This is a genomic window from Mucilaginibacter limnophilus, assembly GCF_004005815.1.
Lineage (GTDB): Bacteria > Bacteroidota > Bacteroidia > Sphingobacteriales > Sphingobacteriaceae > Mucilaginibacter > Mucilaginibacter limnophilus.
In genome coordinates this window covers 1-26,483 of sequence record NZ_SACK01000016.1, presented here as the reverse complement: position 1 = coordinate 26,483, position 26,483 = coordinate 1, and the positions used below count along the sequence as shown (strand labels likewise).

At 42.8% G+C, this 26,483-nt stretch carries 22 protein-coding genes, 1 tRNA gene and 1 rRNA gene; 14 read left to right on the top strand and 10 right to left on the bottom strand.

The features are described from left to right. A 5S ribosomal RNA gene (gene rrf, locus EOD41_RS20235) occupies nucleotides 1–101 on the top strand; the annotation flags it as partial. A gap of 297 nt (nucleotides 102–398) precedes the next feature. On the opposite strand, the gene EOD41_RS20230 is transcribed toward rrf, so the two are convergent. Beyond that, nucleotides 399–872, bottom strand: a complete 474-nt coding sequence (locus EOD41_RS20230; RefSeq protein WP_127708571.1) for a hypothetical protein — start codon at nucleotides 870–872, stop codon at nucleotides 399–401. Nucleotides 873–923: 51 nt separating this feature from the next. Then, a complete protein-coding gene (locus EOD41_RS20225) occupies nucleotides 924–2,111 on the bottom strand; it encodes a PepSY-associated TM helix domain-containing protein (RefSeq protein ID WP_127708568.1) in 1,188 nt (395 codons plus the stop codon). 117 nt (nucleotides 2,112–2,228) lie between these two features. On the opposite strand from EOD41_RS20225, the gene pxpB reads away from it, so the two are divergent. From pxpB to EOD41_RS20200, 5 genes are read left to right on the top strand one after another with little or no spacing between them, the layout of a single operon-like run. Next, complete coding sequence (gene pxpB / locus EOD41_RS20220) at nucleotides 2,229–2,942, top strand: 5-oxoprolinase subunit PxpB (RefSeq protein WP_127708565.1); 714 nt, start codon at nucleotides 2,229–2,231, stop codon at nucleotides 2,940–2,942. Between the two features lies 1 nt (nucleotide 2,943). Next, complete coding sequence (locus tag EOD41_RS20215) at nucleotides 2,944–3,939, top strand: 5-oxoprolinase subunit C family protein (protein WP_127708562.1); 996 nt, start codon at nucleotides 2,944–2,946, stop codon at nucleotides 3,937–3,939. 3 nt (nucleotides 3,940–3,942) lie between these two features. Continuing rightward, the gene (locus EOD41_RS20210) at nucleotides 3,943–4,683 is read left to right on the top strand and encodes a LamB/YcsF family protein (RefSeq protein WP_127708559.1); all 741 of its coding nucleotides are present in this window, start codon (nucleotides 3,943–3,945) and stop codon (nucleotides 4,681–4,683) included. Between the two features lie 9 nt (nucleotides 4,684–4,692). Next, nucleotides 4,693–5,553, top strand: a complete 861-nt coding sequence (locus EOD41_RS20205; RefSeq protein ID WP_127708556.1) for a chromate resistance protein ChrB domain-containing protein — start codon at nucleotides 4,693–4,695, stop codon at nucleotides 5,551–5,553. A 43-nt stretch (nucleotides 5,554–5,596) separates the two neighbouring features. Beyond that, the gene (locus tag EOD41_RS20200; protein WP_127708553.1) at nucleotides 5,597–6,112 is read left to right on the top strand and encodes a hypothetical protein; all 516 of its coding nucleotides are present in this window, start codon (nucleotides 5,597–5,599) and stop codon (nucleotides 6,110–6,112) included. Here EOD41_RS20200 and EOD41_RS20195 read toward each other — a convergent pair. Further along, nucleotides 6,109–6,489, bottom strand: coding sequence for an START-like domain-containing protein (locus tag EOD41_RS20195; protein WP_127708550.1), 381 nt, complete (start codon nucleotides 6,487–6,489; stop codon nucleotides 6,109–6,111). The genes EOD41_RS20200 and EOD41_RS20195 overlap by 4 nt on opposite strands. A gap of 116 nt (nucleotides 6,490–6,605) precedes the next feature. Between EOD41_RS20195 and EOD41_RS20190 the strand changes: the two genes are divergently transcribed. From EOD41_RS20190 to EOD41_RS20170, 5 genes are all read left to right on the top strand, one after another. Next, nucleotides 6,606–6,682, top strand: a tRNA-Met gene (locus tag EOD41_RS20190). Nucleotides 6,683–6,879: 197 nt separating this feature from the next. Further along, nucleotides 6,880–9,438, top strand: coding sequence for an ATP-binding protein (locus tag EOD41_RS20185; RefSeq protein ID WP_127708547.1), 2,559 nt, complete (start codon nucleotides 6,880–6,882; stop codon nucleotides 9,436–9,438). 68 nt (nucleotides 9,439–9,506) lie between these two features. Further along, a complete protein-coding gene (locus EOD41_RS20180) occupies nucleotides 9,507–9,971 on the top strand; it encodes a hypothetical protein (RefSeq protein ID WP_127708543.1) in 465 nt (154 codons plus the stop codon). Nucleotides 9,972–10,066: 95 nt separating this feature from the next. Continuing rightward, entirely contained in the window at nucleotides 10,067–11,494 is a 1,428-nt protein-coding gene (locus tag EOD41_RS20175; protein ID WP_127708539.1) for an LptF/LptG family permease, read from the top strand. Nucleotides 11,495–11,582: 88 nt separating this feature from the next. Further along, on the top strand, nucleotides 11,583–12,788 hold the full coding sequence (locus tag EOD41_RS20170; protein ID WP_205780616.1) for a bifunctional 3,4-dihydroxy-2-butanone-4-phosphate synthase/GTP cyclohydrolase II: 1,206 nt from the start codon (nucleotides 11,583–11,585) through the stop codon (nucleotides 12,786–12,788). Here EOD41_RS20170 and EOD41_RS20165 read toward each other — a convergent pair. Next, nucleotides 12,785–17,248 carry a translocation/assembly module TamB domain-containing protein gene (locus EOD41_RS20165; RefSeq protein ID WP_127708536.1) on the bottom strand — a complete coding sequence of 1,488 codons (4,464 nt, stop codon included), beginning with the start codon at nucleotides 17,246–17,248 and terminating at the stop codon, nucleotides 12,785–12,787. The genes EOD41_RS20170 and EOD41_RS20165 overlap by 4 nt on opposite strands. Nucleotides 17,249–17,414: 166 nt before the next feature. Between EOD41_RS20165 and tsaD the strand changes: the two genes are divergently transcribed. Continuing rightward, on the top strand, nucleotides 17,415–18,416 hold the full coding sequence (gene tsaD / locus EOD41_RS20160; protein ID WP_127708533.1) for a tRNA (adenosine(37)-N6)-threonylcarbamoyltransferase complex transferase subunit TsaD: 1,002 nt from the start codon (nucleotides 17,415–17,417) through the stop codon (nucleotides 18,414–18,416). A 562-nt stretch (nucleotides 18,417–18,978) separates the two neighbouring features. Then, complete coding sequence (locus EOD41_RS20155) at nucleotides 18,979–19,170, top strand: hypothetical protein (RefSeq protein ID WP_127708530.1); 192 nt, start codon at nucleotides 18,979–18,981, stop codon at nucleotides 19,168–19,170. A 199-nt stretch (nucleotides 19,171–19,369) separates the two neighbouring features. Here the strand turns inward: EOD41_RS20155 and recA are convergent, their stop codons facing one another. The 6 genes from recA to EOD41_RS20130 all read right to left on the bottom strand — a co-directional run bounded on the left by recA (nucleotide 19,370) and on the right by EOD41_RS20130 (nucleotide 23,591). Then, nucleotides 19,370–20,377 (bottom strand): recombinase RecA, encoded by a 1,008-nt coding sequence (gene recA, locus EOD41_RS20150; RefSeq protein WP_127708527.1) that lies wholly within the window; start codon nucleotides 20,375–20,377, stop codon nucleotides 19,370–19,372. A 209-nt stretch (nucleotides 20,378–20,586) separates the two neighbouring features. Further along, nucleotides 20,587–21,348, bottom strand: a complete 762-nt coding sequence (gene nth / locus EOD41_RS20145; RefSeq protein ID WP_127708525.1) for an endonuclease III — start codon at nucleotides 21,346–21,348, stop codon at nucleotides 20,587–20,589. A 203-nt stretch (nucleotides 21,349–21,551) separates the two neighbouring features. After that, entirely contained in the window at nucleotides 21,552–21,698 is a 147-nt protein-coding gene (locus EOD41_RS20850) for a hypothetical protein (RefSeq protein WP_164850010.1), read from the bottom strand. 165 nt (nucleotides 21,699–21,863) lie between these two features. After that, nucleotides 21,864–22,853 carry a hypothetical protein gene (locus tag EOD41_RS20140; RefSeq protein ID WP_127708522.1) on the bottom strand — a complete coding sequence of 330 codons (990 nt, stop codon included), beginning with the start codon at nucleotides 22,851–22,853 and terminating at the stop codon, nucleotides 21,864–21,866. A gap of 28 nt (nucleotides 22,854–22,881) precedes the next feature. Next, a complete protein-coding gene (locus EOD41_RS20135; RefSeq protein ID WP_127708519.1) occupies nucleotides 22,882–23,094 on the bottom strand; it encodes a DUF2442 domain-containing protein in 213 nt (70 codons plus the stop codon). A 62-nt stretch (nucleotides 23,095–23,156) separates the two neighbouring features. Beyond that, a complete protein-coding gene (locus EOD41_RS20130; RefSeq protein ID WP_127708516.1) occupies nucleotides 23,157–23,591 on the bottom strand; it encodes a GNAT family N-acetyltransferase in 435 nt (144 codons plus the stop codon). Nucleotides 23,592–23,815: 224 nt separating this feature from the next. On the opposite strand from EOD41_RS20130, the gene EOD41_RS20125 reads away from it, so the two are divergent. Next, a complete protein-coding gene (locus EOD41_RS20125) occupies nucleotides 23,816–26,083 on the top strand; it encodes an aconitate hydratase (RefSeq protein ID WP_127708513.1) in 2,268 nt (755 codons plus the stop codon). Nucleotides 26,084–26,483: the final 400 nt, after the last annotated feature.

The following is a 26,483-nucleotide window of genomic DNA, read 5'->3' as shown; positions in this document are numbered from 1 at the left end:
TATCGGCGGTGTCCACCTCTTCCCATTCCGAACAGAGAAGTTAAGCCCGCCAGAGCCGATGGTACTGCGGTAAAACGTGGGAGAGTAGGTCGGTGCCAACTTTTACAAAGCCCTCTTGAGTAATCAATGAGGGCTTTTTTGCGTTTATGAATGGGGGAGGAAATTGATTGTTATATTGCAGTGTTATTAACTTAAATCTTATTAAATAAATGCTCATCATCTTTTAATTGTAATCATGCTTATTATAATGGTAATTACGGCTAACAGTAAAGAGCGAACCACAGGTGATACTGAAGGCAATGTATCCTATGTAGATAGTGATGGGTTCAATGACTGCGATAGTTCAAACGGTGATTGTGGGGGTGATGGTGGAGACTGTGGTTGTGACTGAACAGAAACTACTCTTTCAGCATTAGCACCATTTGTTTTATCGCTCCTAAATGATAGGCTGCATGTGGCAGTAGAGCCATTACACCTGTTAAAAATTGCGGATTGTCCAAATTAGTAGCCTCTAATACCGCGGTTCGTACAGCTATGTATTCATTCAGTAATGTAGATTGCAGGTTTTTCCATTCTTCAGTTGTAACCGCTTTTACCTTCCAGCTCTCGTTCCAGTCGCGTCTTTCCTGCTTGCCTTCAAAAAAGGTTAAGGCATAGTTTAAGCTCCATCGTAAATGCTCGGTATGTGCAGCAATGGTAGAACCACTTTGGTTTAGCGGCCGAGAGGCATCTTCAGCAGAGATAGCTTTGATTACATCAATAAACCCTTGACCCGGATCACGGTCAATAACCCAGGTAAAGCTCTTGCCGTAGGAGCCTATATATAACTCGTCAAATATTTCCAGGAAAGAATCGATAGGTAATGCTGCCATTGTTATAATTTATCCTAACAACAACAAACATCCAAAAATGATTTGAGTGCTTTAGTTAATAGCAGTTTGCAGAATTTGATGACGCTTTTTTCTGATCGGCTTAGCTGATTGTTTCTTGCGACGCCCCCACCAGATGATAAAGCCGGTGACAGGCATGCTGGCGCAAATCAAACTTCCACAAAAAGCCATTACTTTACCTGTAAGGCCTGCAATAGCGCCTACGTGTATATCATAGTTCATACGGGCTATCTTATCAGCAATGCCTGCTTTTTCAAATCGTCCGTATGTATGTTTAATATCAATTTCTTTTAATGTGTACTGATCGTAATAACGATAATCGGTTTGCCAGTATGTATAGGTATCGGGGTTAGCTGCTATCTCAATAACTGCTTTAGAGTTCTCGGGAAAATGCACATCAATGCTCCCGGCAAAACCAGGACGCTCTGTACGGGTTCTTTCCCATAAAAGGTCGACAGCCGCTTTAGGTTGTGCTATTTTGCCGATTACTGTAGTATCCGAGAAGGTTTCATAATATTCTGTAGCCTGTTTACCGCCTGACGTAACCCAATAAACTGATTTTGCAAACCATTGAAAGCCCCAAACCAAGCCGGTAATTGCGATAAAAATAATAACCCAGGTCATGTAAAAACCAAGCACATTATGCAGATCATAATTTACTCTGCGCCAACGGGCGTTCAGTTTTAGCGTAAAGCGCTGTTTGCGTGCAGCACGGTTTTTTGGCCACCATAAAACAATACCTGTAATAAGCAATACCACAAATATTAAGGTTCCGGTAGCTACAATAGGCTGACCGATAGTGGGCGGAAGCCACAAATAAAAATGCCCGTCAACCACTATCCTGAAAAAGTCTTTATTCATATCCTTAACCTTCAATACTTCGGCGGTATAAGGATTAACATAAACTATATAGTAAAACTCCGGTTCGGCACTGTAATAAACAACTGTTGCCGATTTACCAGGCTCATAGCTTACGCTATGTGGATGTTTGCCGGGCAAAGCTTTTTCTGCGGCCGCTTTCAAAACTGTTGGAGGCAGCAATGACTTATTTTTTTGTACCGCGGTGAATTTATATGGTTCGGTTACGTTGCGAATCTCCTGCTCAAAAGCAAGTATGCAACCGGTTATTCCTAAAAATAACACCAGCAAGCCTGACGTCAAACCCAGCCAAAGGTGCAACTGACCTAACCAGTACTTGAAATTTTTCTTCTTTGCAGCCATAAGCAGGCGCAAAATAATAAAAAATCAGTATTTAGACTAATTTTAAATAGTGTTTAATGAGTTGCCTTATACATGTAATATTGAAAGCCTACCCTTACATTAGCTATACACTGCAACATGGATAGTTTTAATATATATCAGCTTAATGAAAACGCCGTTACCATTGAATTTGGTAAGGTGATAAGCGAGGATAGGCTTCAAACTATTACAGCATTTAATCACAAGCTACAGCAACATCCTTTCCCCGGATTTGTAGCATCTGTTCCGGCGTACTGTACGCTAACTGTGCATTTTGATTATTTACAGGTTAGTAGGTGGGTACCGCAGAAGGTTAAATGCTTTGAAAAAGTCAACAATTATCTTACAGAGTTATATGGTACTCTTACAAATGTAAATATCAGTTACAATAAGCCGGCAATTGAAATACCTGTTTGTTATAATGCTGAGTTTGGTACCGATATAGATACAGTGTCGCAAATTACAGGAATACCTGTGGATGAAGTTATCAAGATACATACATCAAAGATTTATATGGTGCACATGATAGGTTTTATACCGGGTTTTGCTTATTTGGGAGGCATGGATAAGCGGTTGAATGTGCCCCGAAAAGCTAAAGTTAATACTGCTGTACCGGCCGGCGCTGTAGGCATAGCGGGTGAGCAAACAGGTATTTATCCGTTTAAAACCCCGGGTGGCTGGCAAATAATCGGTTGTACACCGATAGAAATGTTTGATATAAACAGAGCGCAGTCATCCTATTTAAAGGCAGGTGACAGGATAAAATTCAAAAGTGTCATTAAACAAGAATTTGAACAATACAGCCGCCAATAGTATGTGCATCAGGATAATCAAGCCGGGTGTATTAAGTACGATTCAGGATATGGGCCGAAGGCAACATCTTGCTGATGCCGTACCTGTTTCCGGTGCTATGGATACTGTATCGGCACGTATTGCTAACATCACATTGGGAAATGATAGTAACTGTGCCGTGGTTGAGCTTACTTATAGCGGCGCGGTTTTTTTTGCTGAGACAAACCTGATGATATCCTATGCTGGCGAAGGATCTGTTTTAACGGTTAACGGCGAAACCCTGCCAAAAAACAAACCGGTGTTTATTCCTGAAGGAAATTATATTGAACAAAAACCAAGCGGGACGGGTTGCCGCGTTTACCTGGCCATAGCCGGCGGATGGGATGTGCCGGTTGTTTTGGGCAGCCGCAGTACTTATTTGCCAGCAGCATTTGGCGGACGCGAAGGACGTAGCCTACAGGGAGGTGATACGCTTGAGTCATTAAACGAGAGGTCTGTTATAACAGATAAAATATTTGCAGCTTTACAAAGCAGCAGTGTAAAATATCCATCCTGGCAAGTTTCATCTTTAAACGATTACCGGAAAAGATCGAAAGATATACGTGTAGTTCCGGGTAGAGAAAGCAACAGATTTAATGGAGAATCTTTATCGGGGTTCTTTACCGAAGCATATACCGTTTCGGTTGACAGTAACCGGATGGGAATAAATTTAATCGGTATGGTGCTTAACCGACTGAATAATACGGAAATGCTATCAACCGCCGTAACACCCGGGACTATACAGGTTACAAATTCGGGTACGGCTGTTATTTTAATGGCCGATTGTCAAACCACCGGTGGCTATCCTCGCATCGCACAATTAGCTTCTGTTGATTTGGCTATATGCGGTCAACTGGTTCCGGGTGATAAAATATATTTTAGTCAGATCACTTGGATCGAAGCGGAGAAGCTTTACATGCATCAGGAAGAACACCTGTACAAAGCGGCATTAGCCATAAAGCATAAATATTTATATTGAGCTATGCAAAGTATCGATTTGAACTGCGACTTGGGTGAAGGTTTTGAGAACGACAGCTTGCTGATGAATTATATCACATCGGCTAATATTGCCTGCGGTTTCCATGCCGGTAGTGCCAAAACTATGCAACAAACAGTAGCCATGGCAGTAAAAAAGGGCGTTGCAATAGGTGCGCACCCCGGACTTCCTGACCTCCAGAATTTTGGTCGTAAGCAAATGCAGATATCTCCCGCTGATGCTTATCAGATGACACTATACCAGATAGGCGCGCTGTATGGTTTTGTAAAAGCCGCCGGTGCTCGGCTTCATCATGTAAAACTACATGGCGCGTTATATAATATGGCTGCGAAAAGCAGCGGGTTGGCCATGGCAACAGCTGAGGCGGTACGTGATTTTGATCCGTCGCTAATTTTATACGGGCTTGCCGGAAGCGAAATGATAAAAGCCGCAGAAAGTATAAGATTAAAAACCGCGTCGGAAGTTTTTGCCGACCGTAGTTATCAGGATGACGGTACGCTCACACCCCGATCGCAAACTAATGCGCTGATAACGCTTGAGAATGAAATGACAGCTCAGGTATTGTTAATGATAAAGCACGGGCAGGTCAAGTCGGTAAATCAAAATATTATTCCTATAAAAGCAGAGACATTATGTTTGCACGGTGATGGTGAACATGCCGTTGCATTTGCCCGGATGATACACGAAGAATTGCAGAAGGAAGATATCGTAATAAAGGTTGTTTAGATTTGCAATATGAGGTGGATTACCCGCGACAAACCAAAGATAGACCGTATAGCATGCCCATGGCTTATTGTTCGATTTATTGATCCCGAGGCCGAAATTATTTACGTGCCTTATGCAGATGTTTTACAGCAGGCTGAATTGTTGGGTGCTATACCTTTCGACCTACCGGATGTAGAGTATAGCCATTATAACGATGAATGTACCTTTGACTATTTTTTAAAAAAACATAAGCTGACTGATCCGGCATTGAAGCGTATAGCAGCAATAGTACGCGGCGCAGATACCGACAGGCATGATTTTGCACCGCAGGCAGCAGGCCTTCAGGCCATATTTGCCGGCTTATCATACAATATTAATGATGATCAGAAACTGCTAAAATTAGGCATGATTATTTATGACGGGTTATATAGCTGGGCCACGCATTTGTTTAAAACCAAACATACACAAGGCGGTCCGGTTGAGCAATTATTACTGCAAGCCTATCATCAGTATATAAAGCAGGAAAAAGGTAAAAAAGCGCCTGCCTGGGCCATTGCGCTTAAGGAGATGATACAGGATCAGTTAGATACCAGCATGAGCATGAGTTTACAAGAGGTATCAGAAGAGTTAAAGATTAACCCGGCGTACCTGTCGCGCGAGTTTTCAAAGTATTTTGATAACCTGACATTTGGTGACTATATGCGTAAAATGCGTATAGAAAAAGCTATGCAATTAATGCAGTTGTCCAATTACTCGTTAACAGAAATTGCTTATCTGACAGGCTTTTCAGATCAGAGCCATTTCAACAGGACATTTAAAAAACAAACTGGCGTAACCCCCTCGTCCTATAAAAAAACAATCATTAAAAGTAAAAAGGATACAAATAGTTAAAACGATACTATTTGCAAAGTTTAACACTTAATAACATTGCGGCATGAAACAATTTGCTGCTATAAACTATACACTCCTGACACTAATTTTAATGTCTGCTTTTAGCCCTTTAATCTCTACGGCGCAAAATTATCCGAAGGTTACAGGCTACGTTGGCATTTTACATCCCATTGTAACGTTTAGCAATACCGGTACCGAAACCAACTTTAACAATTATTATGTAGTAGGCATGCCAACCGGTATAAATATCTGGAAAAACAAAACCATTGGTTTTTCAATGGAATTTGTACCAACTGTGCGTGCCGAGGCCAGAAACAGCAAAATGGCAAATTTCCTTTTTCATCCGGGTGTACTGGTAGCGCTAGGTGATGGATTCACTTTTGCCGGCCGAGCAGCATTTGAAACATCAGGCCGGTATGGTGTAACGCCTGTACTCAATAAAGTTATTGCCAAAGGGAAAGACTGCAGTTATTTTGCAGCGGTACCATTACCTATAAGGTTTGGTAATAATCGCACAGCAACATATACTATCGGGTTCCAGTTTGGAATAGCTTTTTAAGCGCCAAGCACGCTAATAAGGTATTGTATTTGGTTATCCCAAATCAATTTACGTTCCGGAATGGCATCTTCGGTAGCAAAATCAGTTATACTTAAAGCTACATCATTGGTGAGTTCATCCTGCACAACTTCCATTTCAAAATAACACTGAGGCTCATCATCAAGCCATTTAAACCTTACCAGTTTGTTTTCTTTGGCATTAACCAGCTTAGCCTTTTGCTGTTCATCATCCCATGTGAAGGTATATATCTGGTCGCGGAAGTTCACATCGTCAGCGAACCATTGGGCCAAACCATTAGGTTCGCTTAAAAAACCATATAAAATCCTTGGAGACGATTTTATTTCATATTCAATAGTAAATTTCTTTTTTTCTGACATAATCAGGGGTGTAGCAGCTGTTTAGGTACAGCCGCAGTAAATGTGAACAATTTTTCTAAAGAAAACTAATTTCTGCTATATTTGCAAACCTTTTTATTAAGGTGCAAATTTTATCCGGCGGGGTAGCTCAGATGGTTAGAGCGTAGGATTCATAACCCTAAGGTCGGCAGTTCGATCCTGCTCCCCGCTACCAACAAAGCAAAAGCCTCAAGTTAATACTTGGGGCTTTTTGCTTAAATTAATATCTCTTTTACTTTTAAACTTCCGGAACTTAATCACGGATAAAGTAATCCTCCAACATTTATCCAATTTCGATGTTAACCTTGGCATCTATTCACAGTAAAATTTAACTATTTTGCGAAATATTTTCACACTACTTATTAAATATTCGTGACAGACGAAAAACTGAGGTTTCTAAATGGGGGCGGCCACATGGGAGAATTGATGCGCAGCTTTAACTGGGCAGAAACTCCACTTGGCTTACCTGAAACATGGCCCGATAGCCTTAAATCTGCTGTTAGTATCAGCTTAAACTCAGGCTTCCCTATAGGTATTTACTGGGGTAAGGATTTTACCTTATTGTATAACGACGCCTGGAGCACTATTCCTGGGCAAAAACATCCCTGGGCTTTAGGTAAACCCGGTGCTGTAGTATGGCCCGAAATATGGGAAGGGTTGATTGATCAGTTTGAAAGTGTGCTGAATACAGGTGAATCAATAAGGCAGCCGGACGGCTTGCTGCTGATGCACCGTTATGGTTATACCGAAGAGTGTTATTTTGATTACACCCTTTCGCCAATTGTAGCTGCCGATGGAAGTGTAGGCGGAGTTTTCAATGCGGTTATTGAAACCAGCTACCGTGTAATAAACGACAGGCGCAATAAAATAATACAACAGTTTTTACAAAGCAGCCACCAATCACGTCATGAAAACGAGGCGGTTAGCCGACTATTCAGTATTATAGAAAGCGGACAGGCAGATATACCCTTTGGATTTTTATATACCGGTAAAGACGCTAAACTGCAGGATATTGAATTAGCCGGCAGTTTTGGCGCCGCTCAAAATATTGAAGCATCAGCATGGCCCTTTACACCTGTTTTGGATGGGCTGCATGTTGTTATAGAAAATTTGGGTGATTTTTTATCCGAACCCGTAATTAACGTTTGGCCCGACCCTGTGTGCCAGGCCGTAATTGTACCGATTAGTAAGGACGATGCCCGTATCAGAGGTTTTATGGTATTAGGCGTATCGTCACGAAAAAGGCTTGATGATCATTATCTTGATTTTCTTAAAGCGGTAGGCATGCATGCCGGTGCTATTTTAAATAATGCCTACGCACATGAAGTAGGCGAAGCATTTGAACGGGAGCAGGCTTTGAACGAAGAACTTGCAGCATCAAATGAAGAACTTTTTTCAACAATTGAGCAACTTAGTGAGGCGCAGGAAAGCTTAAACAAGCTAAATAATGAACTTGAAGAAAAAGTAGATGAGCGGACAGCCGAAGTACTGGCGGCGCAACGTCGTACAGAAAGTGAGCGTGACCGTTTAAGCCGCTTTTTAATGGAAGCCCCTGCGGGCATAGCGGTTTTGCATGGGGATGACATGGTTTTTGAACTTGTAAATCCCTTGTATCAGCAGTTGTTGCCTGGTCGGAAATTATTAGGCCGGCCCATTGGCGAAGCACTGCCTGAACTGAAAAATCAGCCTATTTGGGATATTCTGCAGCGTGTTTATCAAACAGGTGAGACATTTGACGGAAGGGAACTGTATGTGCCCCTTTCGGTGTATGAAGGCGGGCCCGTTGAGGATCGTTTTTTCAACTTTGTGTATCAGGCCAGGTATGATGAGAATTATAAGGTTGACGGTATATCGGTTTTTTGCTTTGATGTGACCGAACAGGTTATATCACGTAAAAAAACAGAGGCCAGCGAGAAGCGATTGCAATTTATTTTAAATGCTATACCTCAACAGGTGTGGACTGCCGAGCCTAATGGCAGGTTGAATTATGTAAACAACGTAGTTTGTAACAATCTTGGTTATGATGCTGAGCAGATAGTGGATTTTGGTTGGAGAAGATTTGTGCATCCGGATGATTTGCCGTTGAGTCTTAAAAAGTGGGAGAACTCACTTAAAACAGGTGATGAATATCTGGCCGAATTCAGGCTGGAAATGAAGAATGGCGAATACCGGTGGCACTTATCGCGGGCTCAGGCCTATTATGAGGATGGTCGTATAACATTGTGGCTTGGCGCCAATACAGATATCGAGTTACAAAAAAGCAACGAGCAAAAGAAAGACGAATTCCTGTCAATTGCCAGCCACGAGCTTAAAACACCGCTTACCAGTATCAAGGCCTTTAACCAGTTGATGAAACGTACAACAGACCCTGATAAGCTTACCGGTTTTATACAAAAGTCGGAGCATCATATTTTTCGGCTGGAGAAACTGATACATGATCTGTTGGATGTAACCAAGATAAATGCGGGTAAACTGGTGTATAACATGCAGGCTTTTAATTTCGGGCAGATGCTGCTGAACAGCATTGAGAGTATAAGGCATATAGCCCCGGCTTTTGAAATTATACTGAACAACGCACCTGATATCACTTATACTGGCGACGAATACCGGCTTGAGCAGGTGATGCATAACTTTTTAACCAACGCGGTAAAATACTCGCCCGAAGGCAGGAAGGTAATAGTTAACTGCGAAGTAACCGGTGATGCTATCATTACTTCAGTGCAGGATTTTGGTATAGGTATCGCCAAAGAACACCTTGAGAGGTTGTTTGACCGTTACTACCGGGTTGACAGTACCGCCATGCGTTTTGAAGGTCTGGGTTTAGGGCTGTTTATTTCATCAGTTATTGTTAATCGCCACAACGGTACTTGCTGGATAGAAAGCGAAGAAGGAAATGGCTCAACCTTTTATTTCAGCCTGCCGCTTACTTAAAGCTTTATAATCTTAAAAAAGATCAGCGTAAATAAAATATTTTAAAGCCTTGCTCGTCTGCAACGGTAATGTATGGTATAGTATTAACATTGCATTCACTTGTCCGCTGGCTGGTACTTGGCAGTTTGCTGTTCGCGCTTTACCGTTCGTATCGCGGACTGTATGGTAAACGGCCTTATACTAAATTTGAAAATTCGGTAAGGATTATTGCGGCTACTGCGGCACATATTCAGTTTGTTTTAGGCGTTTATCTGTATTTCATCAGTCCGGTAACCAACTATTTTATCAGTAACTTCAGCGAAGCGGTTCACCTGCGCGAGATCAGGTTCTTTGGCATGGAGCATGCCACTATGATGCTAATAGCTGTCGCGTTAATATCAACAGGCAGCAGTAAAGCCAAGCGCAAAACTGAACCACGCGCTAAGTTTAAAACGCAAGCCATCTGGTTAACTATTGCACTTATTGTTATTTTGTCGTCTATACCCTGGCCGTTTTCTCCGCTTGTACACCGCCCGTGGCTCAGGCCGTTTTAAAGCTTTACAAACTTATACTTAGGCGAATGTTTTTGCGTTAATTCACACCGGGTTAGCATAACCGGTTCAGTAAATTATTTGATTATTTTTGCCGGGTGAAAAAAATACACTTGTTATTGCTCAAAGCCTTTATCAGGCCGTTCATCGTTACGTTCTTAATCGTGATGTTCGTGCTGCTGATGCTGTTCCTGTTCAAATACATTGACGATTTGATAGGGAAAGGTTTTGAGTGGTATGTTATTGCCGAATTGATGATGTATGCCTCGGCTACCAACGTTGCTATGGCGCTGCCGCTTTCGGTATTATTGTCGTCTATCATGACATATGGTAGCCTGGGTGAGAACTATGAGCTGGTAGCCATTAAATCCGCAGGTATTTCCTTACGCAGGGCTATGTACCCGATGTTTATCGTTGTTGCAATTCTGGCTGTTAGTGCTTTTGTTTTTTCTGACTATATGCTGCCGGTTGCCAACCTGAAATATTATTCGCTTTTATACGATGCCCGTAAGCAAAAGTCAGCTAAACTGTTGCAAGAAGGCGTTTTTAGTAGCAGTTTCCCGGGCTATTCTATCAGGGTATTAAAAAAAGGTGATGACGGGCAAACGCTTAAGGATATCATGATTTATTCTAAAGCGCCTAAAACCGGAAATATGGATGTTACCTTGGCTAAGGAAGGCACCATGTTCCGTACGCCCGGTGATAAGTTTTTGGTTGTAAAGCTTCGCAATGGAGTTCGTTACGCTGAAGATGCCGGTGATAATGGTTATAACAGGCGGCAGCGTTTGATCCGATTTAGGTTTAAAGAGACCGAGGTAAAGCTTGATCTTTCTGAATTTAAGTTCAAACGGACAAATGAGGAAGATTTCCGCTCAGCTTTTGTGATGATGAACATTAAGCAGTTGCGCAATTATCAGGATTCAACCAAACGGATTATTGACAGTTCAGAAAGCCGGAACTTTTCAACGCTAATGCCTTATATCAAGTTTTATGCTATTCCTAAAAAATCCGACTCAGTAAAGAATTATATTAGATACAATAAAAAAAATATCCTTGCCGGGATGAAAACCACCGAGCAGATAAGCGCGGTGTCGGCCGCACAATCTGAGATACGCTCTATCCAGGATATGATGAAATCGCGTAATGAGGGTTTTAAGGAGACCGGGAAGAACATCCGCCGTTCGGTAGTTGAATATCAAAAGAAATTTACCTTATCTGTAGCCTGCCTGGTGTTATTTTTAATAGGTGCTCCGCTTGGCGCTATTATCCGTAAAGGTGGGTTAGGGCTGCCTGTGGTGGTATCCGTAATTTTCTTCCTTTTATACCACATTATTTCAACCATTGGCGAAAAGGGTGTAAAAGACGGCGCCTGGAACCCAATTGTGGGTATGTGGATAGCTATATTCGTGTTAACGCCGATAGGTATGTTTCTTTCTTATAAAGCTGCTACCGATTCGGCTTTGTTCGACCTGGAATCATATAAGCGCTTCTTTAACAAATTACTGCGCCGCAAAGCCGCTGTATAAGTGTTTTTACATAACACCGACGTGATTGAAGGCTTTATGCCTTACCTTTGCCCTTACCTGCGCTTGCAGGAAACCTTTTATTGATACGATGCTAAACACCATACCAGAGGCTATTGAGGCGATAAAGAATGGGGGAACCATTATTGTAGTTGACGATGAGGACAGGGAAAACGAAGGCGACTTTTTAACCGCCGCCCGCAATGCCACCCCCGAAACCATAAATTTCATGACCAAGTATGGCCGCGGACTTGTGTGCACGCCTATTACCAGGCAGCGCGCCCGTGAGCTTGATCTTGAGCCGATGGTTACCAATAACACTACTTCGCACGAAACTAATTTTACCGTATCAGTTGACTTGCTTGGTCATGGATGTACTACGGGCATCTCGGCTTCCGACAGGTCAAAAACCACGCTTGCGCTTATTGATCCAACTATAAAGGCTGCCGATTTGGGCCGGCCGGGGCATATATTTCCACTAATTGCAAAAGATGGCGGGGTGTTGCGCCGTTCAGGCCATACCGAAGCTGCGGTTGATTTAGCTGTATTGGCAGGATTTGAGCCAGCCGGTGTAATATGCGAGATCATGAAGGAAGATGGCGAAATGGCCCGCCTGCCTGATCTGCTGGAAATGGCGAAAGAGTTTAACCTGAAAATCGTTTCCATTAAAGACCTTATTGCTTATCGCCTAAGTACCGAAACGCTTGTAAATAAAGAAATAGCAGTAAAGCTGCCAACTCAATGGGGCGATTTTGAAATGATTGCTTACACGCAGGTTGATACAGGTGAACATCATCTTGCCCTGGTAAAGGGTAGCTGGGAGCCTGATGAACATGTGCTGGTGCGTGTGCATAGCTCATGCGTAACAGGTGATATCTTCGGGTCATGCCGTTGCGACTGCGGGCCGCAGTTGCACAAGGCTATGGAAATGATAGAGAAGGAAGGGAAAGGGCTTATTGTTTACATGAACCAGGAAGGCCGTGGCATTGGCTTGCTCAATAAACTGAAAGCATATCATCTGCAAGAAGCCGGACTTGATACTGTAGAAGCTAACCTTCAATTGGGCTTTAAAATGGACCACCGTGAATACGGCGTAGGCGCGCAGATTATCCGCAGCCTTGGAGTAACCAAAATGCGCCTCATGACCAATAATCCCAAAAAACGCGCGGGACTAATTGGCTATGGTTTGGAAGTGGTGGAAAATGTGCCTATCGAGATAGCTTCAAATCCGCATAACGAGCATTACCTGCGTACCAAACGCGATAAAATGGATCATGCTATAATGCGTGATCACTAATCGTCGTTTTCGTCTTCTAATTTAAAGTGTACCGGTGTATTTCCGGGCGGTGGTGTTGGATTTGGTACAGGCGAAGGATTAACTGGCGCCCTGTCTGTACGGCTTTGCCTGAACATATTGCGGATAAACTCCCCTAAACTGTCAAAATCACGCTGGTAAACCAAGCCGATACCGTTTACATACTGCACATCAAGCGGGTTTAAAGTGCTTACCGCGGTACCACTCAATACCCTGTATGAGTAACGTGCGGTAAGGTTACCATCCTTACGGATACGGTAAAGCGCCTCGAAGTCTTTAGTAAGGTTGTTAAAGCTTGAGTTGAAAAGCGTACTGTTATAGTTGTTATAAAACAGATTGTTGTTGCCAGTGCTCGAAAATAAGCTTCCATTAAGCTGCAGACGATCGTTAAACAGCCTGATAGTAGCGCTGGCCTCGTTAAACGAGCGAATGCTCAAATCAACGCCTTTTACATTAGATTGCGAAATAAGGTTGTTCAGTTTGTTAAAAGCAAACTCGCTCACCGCGTCGCCGGCTGTGCTTAAAACTTCCTGGTTTAGGTTGCCCCCGCCACCACCGGCAGTAAAGTTACGGCGTATAATAATGCTTAGCGCCTGCTGGTTCCGGTTGCTTACATCAGCCAGGTAAGTGCTCACATCCTCTTTAATTGATGGGTCATTTGGGAAATTAAAGTCGAAATTGATTTCGGGCTGTAACAGTGATTTGGTAAGTATCAGCTGAGCCTGTACCAATACCTGCTGTTTGCCCCTCGGCGAGGTAAAGCCCGCGGCGCTGTATAAGTTTTCAACGCTGGTGCGTACCTCATAAATAGCATTCAGGTTGATCTCGGCATTTCCCGGATTTCCCGTCCAGCGGATGGTACCGCCCTGGTTAACCGTAAAGTTTTTACTGATAAAGTTTTTCGCAGTAAACTCAAACTTACCTGATGATATCAGGTAATCGCCAAACATCTCAAAATCGCCAAGGCTGTTAATGTTAAGCTTCAGATTTCGCGTTACTCCACGCCCTTCAAGCTGACCGTAATCGGTAGTAATGCGTACAAGGGTACTTTCGTCGGCAGTAAGGTCGAAATTAAGCGTTATGCCGTTAAAGCTTTTTGGTTTTTCAATAACTTTCGCTGTGTCGTTATGGCTTACAAACCTGATAAAGTCATAATCGCTGGCTGTTGAAGAGGTGTTAAGCGGGATATTGAACACCGTCCCCTCCTGTGTTGTAGCCCTGATATCAATCTTCATGTTATCAATTGGACCGGTAAAGCTGAAACTGCCGGTTCCATAGGCAGTTCCATAATAAATATGGTTGTCTTTAAAACTGGTATTCAGCGCCATTAAGTTTTGCGCGTCTATGTTGATGTCGAGTGTCGGATTAGATATGTTGTTTAAATCAACCGTGCCATTTGCTGTTGCAGTACCGCTTTTTATGTCCCTTAATTTAAGATCGTCAATCTTAATAACACTGTTTTCCACTATCAACTTATCGTTCAACGTATATGGTGTTTTAAGATAATTAACAGTTATGCCGGTGTTGTTCAGTGTAATATCACCGTTCAACTGCGGGTTTTTAAGCGAACCGGTTAACCGTAGATTAGTGGAAATTGTGCCTTTTACATTTGATACCAGATTGCTGATAAACGGCGTAAATATGATAGCCTCGGTTTGGTTCATGTTGATCTCAAAGTCGAGTGCGTTCTCGTCATCTTTCACCAGTGAATAAGCGCCTTCAATATCCATGGTTTCGAGGCCGCGGTTCATGATGTTTAACCTGGCAATTACCTTCTGGCGTTCGTTATCGAGATTTGATATTATCTTCACATTGCCTACCATGGTCTCGTTCATCTGCAAGGTATCGATGTTCAGGTTGGCGTCCATTCCCGGCGATTTTAGTAAGGATGTCAGCACTACATTACCGCTAAGCGCCCCGCCGAGTGATATTCCTGATGGTTTGGTAAGCGTATTCAACGTACTCATCCTAAACTTGTTGAAAACAACCTTCAACTGATCTTCCGGACTGTCAGATATAAAGCCGTCTATCCTGATCTCCTGATCGCCATTTGACAGGTCGAACCCGGATATCTGCGTTTTTTTATCAAGAAGCCTGATGCGCACCTGTTCCTCCAGTTTCCATTTTTGGCTTTCAAGCAATACTTCTGATGGCAGTAGCTTCAACTTGGCCGTAGTATCCCTTCCAAATTCAACAAGACCGTAAAGATCGAGCTGGTTGGTAGCGTTTTTATCCGACATTTTAACGTTGAAGTTAAGGCTGTCACGATTCAAAAAGTTGGTGATGTTGATATCCTTAATATAAATGCTGTCGGTAAGGTCAACTTTGCTTAATGATATGTTGGCGTTGAGGTACTGGTCAGACGTGCTTTCGTCAATAATCAAATCATGAAACACCATCTTATTAAGCTTGATGGTTTTTATAAAACCCGACAAGGTTGCCGTTTGCTGCGCCGAATTGAACACGCCCTGCAATGAGCCGCCTTCGGGTATTTTCATATTGGGCATAAAAATGGCCAGCAACGGGTCAACATTCCTTAACCTGAAATTGAATTCAAAGTTCTGGTTCTTGAACGGAACGATCTCCGTTTTTAGCGAAGGTATATATTTCTTGACTATCGATTTAAAATACGATGGCAGGGTAGATATATTGTATTTCCCTTTGATGCTGCCCTCCGCCACGTCTGAACGGAAATCAAGCAGACGGTCGGTACCGGTACCGCTTGCCGCCAGGTAAAGCGAATCAAGCAAATAGTTATTCCGCGGGTCAACTACCCGGGTCGACCGCAGGAAAATATTGCCGTTGAGGTTATCCAGGTTATTACCCGAAAAATTGGTACTGAGCGTAGTGCTTATGATAACGGTATCCTTAAGCAGCTTTAGTTTGTTCAGGTTGGCGTTTTCTATTGTACCGGCAACATTGTAAACGGGCATTTTAGGGTTAAGGTTAATCAACGCGTCCAGATCAAGCTTAACGTTGCGGTCATTAATAATCAACTGACCGTCGATAATTTTGCTTCGTACCGTGCCGTCAACCACCACATTGCTATAGTTATAACCTTTGAATACAATGTTTTTTATGTTTGCTTTTGCTGCTATATTCAGGTTTTTAAGTGCGTCGCCGCTGCCTTTAACCTGTGCCGTAAAACTGGTGCGCCCAATAGTTTTGTTATCAATCAGCGTACCTAAATCAAACTGATTAGTGGTAAGTTTACCGCTATAGCTTGGCATGCCAGCTTTGTTTATTTTCAGGTTGATATCGGTATCAAAACGACCCATTTTGGTTTTGAATACACCATAAGCCACAAAATCATTTTGTAAGCCACTGAAATTACCGCTGAAATTGACATTCCCAAACTTGGATACTATATCCGGTATTATCTTTTTGTTGCTGCCGGTAAACTTTGCAACCAGGTTATCAAGGTCTTTTTTGTTGGTAGCTACCTGCTCAAAGTCGAGTTCAAGAAATGTGTTTTCCCAGTCGGGCAGACCTTTCAGGCTGAAATTTCCTTTCAGGTAAGTGCTTTGACCGGTGGTAACCATAAGGTTGCGTGCCTTCAGGTTGTTCACCCGACCCTTAATCCGGCCGTTAATACCAAACTCAAACTGTGTTTTGGCAAGGCTTGAGGTAAAATATGCCACGTCTTTTGATGACAGGTGCACATTTTTCAAGTCGCCGTCCATGTAAACCTTTTGCTCAAAATCGCTGAAGTCATCAAACGAGTTGAAGCTCATTTTAAAGTAATCCCGCAGCAGCGAGTTTTTCGTTTGCAGGTAAAGCTGCTGCAGCTGTATCTGGTTTGTGTCAATGGTAGCGTTTGCGGTAAGATTTTTTACGTAAAAGCCGCTTTTTTCTTTTAAGGTAAGATTGCGCAAACCGGCCTTAAACAGGTGATTCTTCAAATCCATGTTGTAAACGGTAGCGCTGAAGTTGTGCACGTCAAGGTCTTCAAAATTTACACCTTTTACCAGCGTATCTATAAGTTGATTTTTGTATCGGAAGTGCAGGTTGTTAATGCTTATCTTTTCAAAATCAAGCGTCCATGGCTTGCCCTTTTTGGCTGTTGTATCGCCTGAACTGAAATAATCAATTATGAACTGAAGGTTAGTAGTGCTGTCTTTTTGTTTCTTCAGGTAAACAGAACCGTTATCCAGTTGCACCGACTCAAAATCGATATACCGCCTCTTTATGCTGTTGAATATTGAGAAACCATCCAGATCAACGGTAAGTTTTGGTGTGCTTAACAATGTGTCCTGCTGCTTATCTAACACATAAAATCCTTCAAGTACTACTGATGAAAATGGTTTTATATAAAGGCTTTTGATGTCGATCCTGGTATTTAGCTCTTTTGATAAATACAAAGTGGCTTTTTTTGCGGCCCAGGTTTGTACCGGCTTATATTGAAAAAGCAGCAGGGCGATGCTTACGATTAGCAACAGCACCAACACTACAATTAACGCTATTTTGAGTACTTTTTTAATAACTTTGCCTTTTTATTATATTGATTTAGTGAAGGGTTGATCAACGCCAATATCCTTACAATAGGTACGGGATATAGTTTTAAAACATTGAAGATTTTTTTCCTAAATCGCTCATTAAGTATCGTTAATGCCTGTTATTTTAGCCATAGAATCATCATGCGACGAAACTTCGGCGGCTGTTTGCGCCGATGGCCGTATGCTTAGCAATGTTATTGCCAACCAAACCATTCACGAAGCATATGGCGGGGTTGTACCCGAACTTGCTTCACGCGTGCATCAGCAAAACATTGTACCGGCCGTACAACAAGCTTTATCTAACGCAAAAGTAAGCAAAAATGATATTGATGCGGTGGCTTTTACACGTGGCCCCGGACTTTTAGGTTCACTGCTGGTGGGCGTATCATTTGCCAAGGCATTCGCGCTTGCAAAAAACATTCCGCTGATTGAGGTGAACCATATGCAGGCGCATGTTCTGGCGCATTTTATTGGCGATAACAAGCCATCTTTTCCCTTTATGTGCCTTACAGTTTCCGGCGGGCATACGCAAATTGTACTCGTAAAAGACTATTTTGATATGGAAGTTGTAGGACAAACGCTTGACGATGCTGCCGGCGAGGCCATGGATAAAACCAGTAAGATTTTGGGGCTGCCATATCCCGGCGGACCGCTTATAGATAAACATGCCCGCAGCGGTAACCCTGATGTTTATAAGTTCCCTGAGCCGCAGATACCGGGTTTTGATTTCAGTTTTAGCGGACTAAAGACATCCATCTTGTATTTCATCCGCGACAATACAGCAGCCAACCCAAACTTCGTACAGGAAAACATGGCCGATATTTGTGCATCGGTTGAAAAGAGGATAGCCACAATCCTGCTTAATAAACTGAAAAAAGCGGCCGAGTATTATGACATTAAAGATGTAGCGCTGGCAGGCGGCGTATCAGCCAATACAGGTTTACGCAATGCTTTAAAAGAAACCGGCGAACAGTTGGCCTGGAATACCTTTATACCGAAAATGGAGTATTGTACCGACAATGCTGCCATGATTGCCATTGCCGGTTATTACAAATATCTCAAAGGAGAGTTTGTAGGGCAGGATATTACACCACTGGCAAGGATGTCGTTTTGATAAAGCATGCGAAAATTAACCATATTAGGTTTAGAAATTCGAAGGCTTGATGTTTGGGATATAGTTTTTTTATGTTGTTATGCGTTGTTAATATTCCTAATAATCACTTTTCCAACACAAAAACAAAAATCCTCCTGTGAGCTAGCTTTTGCCTTGGTATCATTTTACATAATAGCAACTATGCCATTTGGGTTGCGCTTCAGAAGCGTTTATTTTTCTGCTTTTTGGATAGTGTTATCAATTATTTTAGCTTTTTTAAGACAACAAGTATTGCTTTATTTCCATTGTTGATATGTGGATTTTATCACATCGTTCGATACCGTTTTTGGACTAAGTATCATCGCGAATTTATACCGCAAACATTAGTGCGCGGCTTAAAAGTGTATAGATATCATAGTAGGATAGAAGGACTGGCCGGAATTGCTATTGATAAAAAGTATATGAAAGTATTGTTCTTAGGAGCATTTGTTATTTTGATGTGCTGTATTTTTAGCATGGTTGGGAAAAAATTTTAAACTAAATTTGCGAGGTACCTTCCGGCTTTCGGACTTATATTAAAAACATGAGTTTTCCTGCATTAGTTTTCTGGGCAATATTTGTTATCCCGCTTATCGTGTTTCTTATTTGGGTAATGAAGCAAGATAAACGCAAGGGCAAAACCGGTTTAATAATTCTTGCCATACTGGTTATAGGTGTTATTATTTACATGTACAGTAAACACATGTTTGATTCGGAAACACTTATGACAAGGTAGTTTATACTGCTCGGGTTTGTCTTTTACACCAGTCATCCCGAACTTGATTCGGGATCCCTTAAGAAAGGCAATTTACTTTGCATGTGAGATGCTGAAACAAGTTCAGCATGACGTCTTGTGTTAAAATAAAACATATCAAATAAAAAAGCCTCTCAAACAAGAGAGGCTTTTCTATATTCTGATAATTCCGGTTCAGAAACTATGCTTCTTCCAAACTTTCGCCGGTAACGGTTTCTTTTATTTTGGCTTCCAGCTCTTCCATCAGTTCAGGATTATCAAGTATCAGTTGCTTAACCGCGTCGCGGCCCTGGCCTAAACGTGTTTCGCCATAGCTGAACCATGATCCTGCTTTTTTAATGATGTTGTAATCAACCCCCAGGTCAATGATCTCACCTGATTTTGAAATACCTTCGCCAAACATAATGTCAAATTCGGCAATACGGAACGGCGGCGCAACCTTGTTCTTAACAATCTTAATTTTAACGCGGTTACCTGATACTTCGTCGGTATCTTTAATTTGTGATATACGGCGTACATCTAAACGTACCGAAGCGTAAAATTTCAATGCGTTACCACCTGTAGTGGTTTCAGGGTTACCAAACATTACGCCGATTTTATCACGTAACTGGTTGATAAAGATACAGCAGCATCCGGTTTTGCTGATGGTGCCGGTTAGCTTACGCAATGCTTGCGACATTAAACGTGCCTGTAAGCCCATTTTCGAGTCGCCCATTTCGCCTTCAATCTCCGCTTTTGGTACTAAAGCCGCTACCGAGTCGATAACCAGAATATCAATAGCGCCCGAGCGGATCAGGTTGTCGGCAATTTCAAGCGCCTGCTCACCGTTGTCCGGCTGAGATATCAGCAGGTTTTCTACGTCAACGCCCAACTTTTTGGCGTAAAATTTATCAAACGCGTGCTCGGCGTCAATAAAAGCGGCAATGCCACCTTTCTTTTGCGCTTCGGCAATAGCGTGTATGGCCAGCGTGGTTTTACCCGACGATTCGGGGCCGTATATTTCAATTATCCTTCCTTTTGGCAAACCGCCAACGCCCAATGCAATATCCAAACCGATTGAACCGGTAGATATAACTTCAGTGGGCTCAACTACGGTATCGCCCAGTTTCATGATGGTGCCTTTGCCGTATGATTTTTCCAGCTTATCTAATGTAAGCTGTAGTGCCTTCAATTTATCTGCGTTACTCATCTTATAAATATCTGTAACAAAGTTAAAAACTTATTTTATAAATACTAATTTTTTTAGTAAAATATTTAATTATTTTAATGTCATATCGAAGCGTAGTGAGATATCTTATATAATATGCTCATTACTTGCATGTAATAAAAGATTTCTCCTCATTCTTCGTCGAAATGACAAATAGGAATATGTAAACTTAGCCAACTGTTAACTACCAATCAAATATCTTTATCCACACTGCGTTTGGCCAGTTCTTTACTTATCACTTTCAGCTTTTTGTTTTTAGCGGCCTCTTTGGCCTTTTTAACCTTTGCAGCTTCGGCTTTTAATAAGGCGGTTTCGGTATGGGTGCGCTCATAATACCGGCAAAACCAGGTAAGCGGGCAAACGCCGCACTTAGGGGTACGCGCTACACAAATGTAGCGGCCGTGTAGTATCAGCCAGTGGTGGGCTACACCCAATACCTCGTCAGGCAAAAATTTCATCAATTCTTTTTCAACAGCAAGCGGTGTGCTGGCATTGGTGGTTAAGCCAATACGGTTTGATACCCTGAACACATGCGTATCAACAGCTATGGCCGGCTGATCATAGATCACCGAAGCGATAACATTAGCCGTTTTTCGCCCAACGCCGGGCAGGCGTTGTAGCTGATTAACATCGGCGGGAATAGTGCCTTTGAATACATCAACCAGCATTTTGCCCATGCCTTCCAAATGCTTGGCTTTGTTGTTAGGATAACTTACACTGCGGATGTACGGGAATATTTCCTCAGCAGATGAAGCCGCCAGGCTTTCAGGATCAGGAAATCGTTCAAACAGGGCAGGCGTTATCTGGTTAATGCGCTTATCGGTACATTGTGCCGAAAGGATAACCGCTACCAACAGCTGATAGGGCGAATTATAATGAAGTTCGGTAACCGCGTTGGGCTGGTTTTTTGAAAAATATTCGACAAAGTGCTTATAGCGCTCTTTTTTAAGCATTGAAAATAATTATAATAACAAAAGTAGCGAATGTCGTTGTTAAACGAAGTGTGTTACGGTTTGGTAACAAGAGGACGGTTGAATAGCTGATGGGTCATAGTTCACCGGTTTAGCATTGGTACCATAGGGCGTGTGAGTGAGCCGAACCTTACCAATTCCTGTGAACTATGAGCCATCAACTTTAGTGTCGTTTCATCGGTGCGTTAACGAAGATTTTTTGAATAATCGAGAATGCGCTGAATAGTTTGCAGCTGAGGCTTCTTTTCTAACAGAGCCATATCCAAGCGCAGCGAGTTGAAAAATATCATGTCGTCGGCGCTTAAATTTTCGGTCAAATTTTTCTCTTTCACTATTGATTTATTAGTGACTGCAAATAAGTTTTTTGTAGAGGTTTCATCCATAAGCATGTTTTCGAAATTAATTTATAACTCAATAACGCACACTATTTAGAAATATTTTATAAGATGAAAATTAAATGAAATTTTTTTCATTTAAAATAGCAAGCCGAAAAAATATTATTCCTGAGGGGGCTTCGGCGGAAGGTTTTTTATATTAAAACGCGGTTTATATGCTGGTTTCGATGTTTTTTCAGGGTCATTTTCTTCTGAAGTATTAGCCTGGTCTTCTGGCTGAGCGGTAGGTTGCTGCGTGTCTTCAACTGGTTTCGGCGCATTTGCTGCACGAAATTTAGGTGTAAAGCCCAATTTTGGCGGTGCTGATTTTTCCTCAGATGAAATATTTTTTACTTCTTCATCAGCCGGCGATTGCTGTGTGTCGTCAACAGGTTTCGGCGCGTTTGATGCTCTAAACTTTGGCGTAAACCCTAACTTCGGCGAAGCAGTTGCAGGTTTTTCTTCTGATAGGTTATCAGTTGCAGGTTGTTCGACTTGTGGTTGCTGTGTGTCTTCAGTTGGCTTAGGAACATTTGATGCTCTGAACTTTGGCGTAAATCCTAACTTCGGCGAAGTTGCTGCCGGTTTTTCTTCAGCCGGTTTATCGGTAGTAGGCTCTTCTGCTTTTGGCTGTTGTGTATCATCGACAGGCTTCGGCACGTTCGCTGTACGGAACTTTGGTGTAAAGCCCAATTTCGGCGAAGCAGTTGCCGGTTTTTCTTCTGCGGGTTTATCAATGGCCGGTTCTTCGGCTTTTGGTTGCTGTCCGTCTTCAACAGGCTTCGGTACGTTAGCTGCCCTGAACTTGGGTGTAAAACCAATCTTTGGTTTTTCCTGGTAGGTTGCCGGTTGCTCCTCGGCAGGGGCATTGTCCGCCGGACCTGTTGTTAGCGTATCGGCAATGGTTTGCTCGGCCAGTTTGTTTTCATTACGCACTTTTTCAACAACAACTTCGGGCGACAGATGATACTGCCTGCGCAGTTTATTAAACCAGTATTTTTTGGTGTGATCGAAACTTTTTTCGCCCATTTCACTGTAATGCTTTTCAAATTCAGAAAGTAAAGATGGTTCGCCCTGGCGCATGGCTGCAAGGTCAATCTTTTTCTTTTTCATGAATTCTTCAAACGTCAGCATACCTTATTTAAAGCGAAAAATCAATATTAAGTTTATTAAAATGTATGCCGTTGTTGGTAAGTGTCCAGTCGGCACGTTCTTCATCCGTAGCGTTCAGCAACTGCGGGTACCAGTCGAGCGGATAAGCCTGCGTTTTGCCGTCGGTTTCAACATGCAGCAGTCCGTTACTGAAAGTCACTTTTATATCTTTTTGCTGCTTGCGCGATGTAAACAGTGCCATAGCGAGATGTTTTGTCCAAAGTTAGAAGATTTTATTTCGAATTACAGATGTTCAGTTCCGGATTATTGCAACTCCATTTCAAGTATGGGGTGGGGCTTGCCTAACGAGTCGGTTTCGGTACGGCCGGTTACATGAAAGCCCATATGCCGGTAAAAGCCAACGGCCTGCTCATTCTGTTCGTTCACATCCACCTTTTGTACATTCTTATTCTGAATAGCATATAGTACAAGTTGCTTGCCTATACCGGTGCCACGGGCTTGCGGGTCAACAAAAAGCATTTCAATTTTATTCTCGCTTAAACCCATTATGGCGGCAATTTCTCCATCATGCCTGAAATAATACAGATCAAGCATGCCGAAAATTTCAGGCAGGAGCGACTTTATATGCTGAATGTACACTTCATCCAAAAAATGGTGAGTAGCCCGAACCGAGGCCTCCCATACTTCAATCATCTCCGGATACTCTGCTTTTGATGGAATACAAATACCTGGTTGCATGAGTCAAATATAAATCAAGACCGTAATTTTCAAGAACAACGTTTAACTTCTCTAATCAAATTTTAATACCTGCCAACCAATTCAATATCAAATTATTTAGAATGCATCCAAATAGTATTTGTACACTGTGCTGACACCAAATAATGGTTATATTTTGTAACTTCGCCGCTAAAAGCAGGAACGGTTTTTGCCGCTCCATTTACTCACCTTAAGATCAAATTATAATGGCTTTTGATATTGATATGATCAAAAAGGTTTACGACCGCTACGCCAGCCGTGTTGAGGCTGCCCGTAACGCCACCGGCAAACCCCTTACATTAACCGAAAAAATATTATATGCCCACCTTTCTGAAGGTGACGCTAAACAAGCTTACACCCGCGGGCACGATTACGTGGACTTTGCTCCCGACCGTGTAGCCATGCAGGATGCTACGGCGCAAATGGCATTGTTGCAATTTATGCAGGCAGGCCGCCCTAAGGTGGCTGTACCGTCAACTGTACACTGTGACCACCTTATACAAGCTAAAATTGGTGCAGAAGCCGATTTGAACACGGCTAACGATGTGAACAAAGAGGTATACGATTTTTTATCATCAGTTTCTGATAAATATGGCATTGGTTTCTGGAAAGCCGGCGCAGGTATTATTCACCAGGTGGTGCTTGAAAACTACGCCTTCCCTGGAGGTATGATGATTGGTACCGACTCACATACACCTAACGCGGGTGGTTTGGGTATGATTGCCATTGGTGTTGGTGGCGCCGATGCCTGCGACGTAATGGCCGGCTTACCATGGGAGCTAAAATTCCCTAAACTGATTGGCGTAAAATTAACAGGTAAATTATCAGGCTGGACTTCAGCAAAAGACGTTATCCTGAAAGTAGCAGGTATACTTACCGTAAAAGGTGGTACAGGCGCTATTGTTGAATATTTTGGCGAAGGCGCACGTTCACTTTCTGCAACAGGTAAAGCTACCATTTGTAACATGGGTGCCGAAATTGGCGCTACAACGTCTATCTTCGGATACGACGAAAAGGCTGCCGCTTACCTGCAAGGCACAAAACGCGAGGATATTGCCGAGCTTGCTAACGCCATTGCTGAGCATTTAACCGGCGACGAAGAAGTTTATAACAATCCTGAGCAATATTTTGACCAGGTTATTGAAATAAACCTGAGCGAACTTGAGCCGCATATTAACGGTCCGTTCACTCCGGATTTGGCATGGCCGATATCAAAATTTGCTACCGCTGTTAAAGAAAACAACTGGCCTTCTGAGCTTGAAGTTGGCTTGATTGGTTCATGTACCAATTCATCATACGAAGATATTACCCGTTCGGCGGCTGTTGCTGAACAGGCTATCAATAAAAAACTAAAAGCTAAAGCTGAATTCACCATTACCCCGGGTAGTGAGCAGGTACGTTACACTGTTGACCGTGACGGTTACCTTGATACCTTCGCGCAAATGGGTGGTGTTGTATTGGCTAACGCCTGCGGTCCTTGTATCGGCCAGTGGGCACGTCACACCGACGACCCAACCCGCCGCAACTCAATCATTACCTCCTTCAACCGTAACTTTGCAAAACGTAACGACGGTAACCCGAATACACACGCTTTCGTAGCGTCGCCTGAAATTGTTACCGCGTTTGCTATTGCCGGTGATTTGACCTTTAACCCGCTTACCGATAGTCTGGTTAATGAGAACGGCGACCTGGTTAAACTTGACGAGCCACAAGGCATTGAATTACCGATAAAAGGGTTTGCTGTTGAGGATGCCGGTTACCAGGCCCCGGCAGAAGACGGCAGCGGCGTACAGGTTATTGTAAGCCCTACATCGGCACGTTTACAACTGCTTGATCCGTTTGCGCCATGGGAAGGTGATGATATCAAAGGTTTACGCCTGCTTATCAAAGCAAAAGGTAAATGTACTACCGACCATATTTCGATGGCTGGTCCATGGTTAAAATTCCGTGGTCACCTTGACAATATATCAAACAACATGCTGATAGGCGCTATCAACTACTTTAACGGCAATGCCGATAGCGTAAAAAATCAGCTTACAGGCGAATACGGCCCTGTGCCTGCTACCCAGCGTGATTATAAAGCGCATGGCATTGGTACCGTGGTTGTTGGCGACGAAAACTATGGCGAAGGTTCATCACGTGAGCACGCCGCTATGGAGCCTCGTCACCTGGGCGTTCGTGCTATACTGGTAAAATCATTTGCCCGTATCCACGAAACAAACCTGAAAAAACAAGGTATGCTGGCCATTACGTTTGCTGACCCTGCAGATTACGAAAAAGTACAGGAGGACGACAAGATCGATATCCTTGGCTTAACCGAGTTTGCGCCGGATAAACAGCTTACAGTAGTGCTGCACCACGCAGAGGGAACGCAAGACAGCTTCGCAGTTAACCACACTTACAATGCACAGCAAATAGAGTGGTTTAAAGCAGGCGGTGCGTTAAACATCATCCGCAGGCAACAAAGAGCGTAATTGTAAATTACGGATTTCGGATTTTCAATTTCGAATTTAAATATGAAAAGCCTTCTCAATTTGAGAAGGCTTTTTTGTTGGTTTGAACCGCTGATGTTTGTGATTTTTTCTTGCTTTTATGTGTCATCCTGAGCGTAGCGAAGGATTTATTCGTCGCCAGATGCTTCGTTCCTCAGCATGACAAAAAAGGCAAATAGTAAAAAAAGAACCATACAATCGCTTAATGCATACTTAAAAAAAGGATGCGGCATCGTAATGCCGGATGGGCAGAGACATTGCTTTGGCAGTAACATTGGCCGGCAGTGCGCAGCCGCGAGGTTTCTTTTTGGTTACTTTTTCCCTTAGACTTGTTATTTTGTTAAAGAAGTAGTAACCAAAAGCAGCAGGATGTTCTTATGTT